This window comes from Halorubrum sp. Ea1 (assembly GCF_002252965.1).
GTDB lineage: Archaea > Halobacteriota > Halobacteria > Halobacteriales > Haloferacaceae > Halorubrum.
Map to the genome: position 1 here is coordinate 1 of NZ_NHPG01000002.1, position 3004 is coordinate 3004.

The 3004-nt window shown below is 73.9% G+C and carries 2 protein-coding genes and 1 pseudogene; all 3 read left to right on the top strand.

The window, feature by feature from the left end; genetic code table 11:
• The first annotated feature begins 299 nt into the window (after positions 1 to 299).
• Positions 300 to 1325, top strand: coding sequence for a nitrogen regulation protein NR(II) (locus tag DJ73_RS00140; protein ID WP_094522089.1), 1026 nt, complete (start codon positions 300 to 302; stop codon positions 1323 to 1325).
• A gap of 78 nt (positions 1326 to 1403) precedes the next feature.
• Positions 1404 to 2474 (top strand): MBL fold metallo-hydrolase, encoded by a 1071-nt coding sequence (locus DJ73_RS00145; protein WP_094557026.1) that lies wholly within the window; start codon positions 1404 to 1406, stop codon positions 2472 to 2474.
• 101 nt (positions 2475 to 2575) lie between these two features.
• Positions 2576 to 3004: pseudogene (locus tag DJ73_RS00150) on the top strand (hypothetical protein); the annotation flags it as partial.

Genomic DNA, 3004 nt, shown 5'->3' on the forward strand with positions numbered 1-3004 from the left:
GCCCAACAGCGACGGCGGCTCCTCCTCGGCGTCGTTTCGTTCCTCCTCGCGATCACCCTCGTCGCCGCCGTCGCTGTTGGGCCGGTCCGATGTTGCACACGCCCGGTTGATACTCCATGCGGTCGGGTAGGCGCGAGACGACGAAAACGCACCGGAACCGCACCGCGTCGGCGCCCGAACCGCACCGCGTCGGCGCCCGAACCGCACCGCTCCGGCGGCGAGGCCGCAGCGGACCCGAGCGGACGAGCGTGACGGCCCATTTATTACTGAACGGCTGAAACGAACGGACGAGAGGAGCCATGACTGAACGGTCACCCCGGGGCGAGGAGATACGGCGGTACGAGACGGTCCTCGACTCGCTGGACGACGCCGTGTACGCCGTGCGCCCCGACGGGACCATCGCGTACGTCAACGAGCGCTACGCGGAGATGAAGGGGGTGAGCCGCGATGAGCTGGTCGGAACCGAGATCTACGACTGGGTCACCGAAGAGACGGCGGAGGAGGCCAGACGGGTCCGGCGCGAGATGGCGGCGGGCGACCGCGAGACCGGCGTCGTCGAGTACGACTTTCTCACCGCGGACGGCGAGCGGTTCCCGGTCGAGATGCGCTTCAGCCTAGTGACGGGCGAGGACGGCGACGGTCTGAACCGCGTCGGCGTCATCCGGGACGTCCGCGAGCGGAAGCGCCGCGAGGAGACGCTTCGAGAGAAGAACGAGCGACTGGAGGAGTTCGCCAGCATCGTCTCGCACGACCTCCGGAACCCGCTCAGCGTCGCGCGGGGGCGGCTGGAGCTCGCCCGCGAGGAACGCGACTCCGAGCACCTCGAGGCCGTCGCCGACGCCCACGAGCGGATGGAGACGCTCATCGAGGACCTCCTGTCCCTCGCCCGCGACGGCGACGGCGCCGAGGACGCGGAGCGGATCCCCCTCCGCGAGTTCGTCGAGGCGTGCTGGGAGGGGGTCGAGACCGGCGACGCGACGCTGCGGGTCGAGACCGACCGCGCGGTCCGCGCCGACCGGAGCCGGCTCAGGCAGCTGTTCGAGAACCTCGTCCGAAACGCGGTCGAGCACGCCGGCGACGACGTCACGGTCACGGTCGGCGACCTCGACGGGGGGTTCCACGTCGCCGACGACGGCCCCGGGATCCCCGAAGGCGACCGCGAGGCGGTGTTCGAGACGGGACACTCGACCGGGGAGAACGGGACCGGCTTCGGGCTCGCGATCGTCGAGAGCGTCGCGGCGACCCAGGGCTGGGACGTCGGCGTCACCGAGAGCGCCGACGGCGGCGCCCGCTTCGAGTTTACCGGCGTCGACGTGCCGGACTGAGGCGCCCGAAGCGGGAGGGTCGATCGCCGGGGGTTCCGCGGAGGCAACCCTCAAATGCGCGCCCGACGACGGGAGGGTGTGAAGCTGATCCAGCTCGGCAACACGGTGTTCGAGGGTGCGAACGACGTCTACCTGCTCGACGGCGAGACGACCGCGCTGGTCGACACCGGCGTCGCGCTCCCGGACGTCCGCGCCGATCTGGAGGCCGGGCTCGCCGAACACGGGGTCGCGTTCGACGACGTCGACGCGATCGCCTTGACGCACTGGCACCCCGACCACGCGGGGCTGGCCGGCGAGATCCAGGCCGCGGGCGACGCCGACGTGTACGTCCACGAGGCGGACGCGCCCCTCGTCGACGGGACGGAGACGCCGCTCGCGGCCGACCCCGACCTCCAGCGCGAGACGTTCGACCGATGGGGGCTCCCCGAGGCGGACCAAGAGCGCCTGCGCGACTTCTTCGACGCGGTGGGAACCGATCTCAGCGGCCGCCCCGCGGAGGTGACGACGATCGCCGACGGCGACGTCGTCGAGGTCGGCAGCGTGGCCCTGGAGGCCGTCCACCTGCCGGGGCACACCGCCGGGCTCGCCGGGTTCGCATTCGACCCGCGCGAGGCCCCGGACCACGAGCCGGTCGGGCGAAGCGGTCGGGAGCCGCGGAAGGGATCCGCGGCCCCCGAGGAGCTGTTCGCCGGCGACGCGCTCCTCCCCCAGTATACCCCGAACGTCGGCGGCGCGGACGTCCGGGTCGACGCGCCGCTCGCGGCGTACGGCCGGAGCCTCGCGCGGATCGTCGAGCGGGACTTCGACGCGGCGCACCCGGGTCACCGCGAGCGGATCGACGACCCGAGCCGGCGGGCCGCGACGATCCTCGATCACCACCGCCACCGGACGCGGCGCGTGCTCGACGTCCTCGCCGACGGCGGCCCCGCGACGGCGTGGGAGGTGTCGGCGGCGCTGTTCGGCGACCTGGTCGACATCCACGTGCTCCACGGGCCCGGCGAGGCGTTCGCGCACCTCGACCACCTCGCCGACGCGGGGGTCGTCGAGCGCGACGGCGTCCGCTACCGCCTCGTCGACCCGGACCCGGACGTCGACGGGCTGTTCCCGACCACCCCGCTCGACGACGTCGTGGACGGGTCGGCGGACTGAAGCGGCCCGGCCGGTCCGGGGCCGTCGCACCGACCCGCCGCGTCGTCGACGGTCCCCGCGCTCGCCGAAAGCTATTCGTGCGGTACGGCGTATCCACGGACGTGAAGCGGGACACCCTCGCTGCGGCCCTCCTCGCGCTCCTCGCGGTCGTCGCGCTCGGCGTCGCCGCGGCGACGCTCGACTCCGCCGTGAGCCTCGGCGGCGGCGGGATCGGCGGCGCCGGCGCCGGGGGGGGACCGAGCGGGGAGAGCGGCGACGTCGGCGCGTCGGCCGCCCCGAGCGGCGGGACCGCCCTCTCCGTCCCGCCGGCGTGCTACGAGTTCCTCCGCGAGCCCCCGGCGCTCGCGGCGTTCGCCGTCCTCCTCCTCGCGATCGCCGGGTTCGTCTACCGGGACACCGGGTCGAGGCTCGCCGCCGGCGTCGTCGCCGGGGCGATGGGCTTCCCGGTCGGCGCCCTGGGGTGGGTGCTCTCGACGTGCCGCCCGGCCGACGAGGGGTTCGAGTTCGAGCTCGGCGCCGCGGTCGGCGAG

Bases quoted from the DNA above. Each gene is read 5' to 3' on its own strand.
- DJ73_RS00140 (WP_094522089.1), top strand. From the start codon at position 300: ATGACTGAACGGTCACCCCGGGGCGAGGAGATACGGCGGTACGAGACG.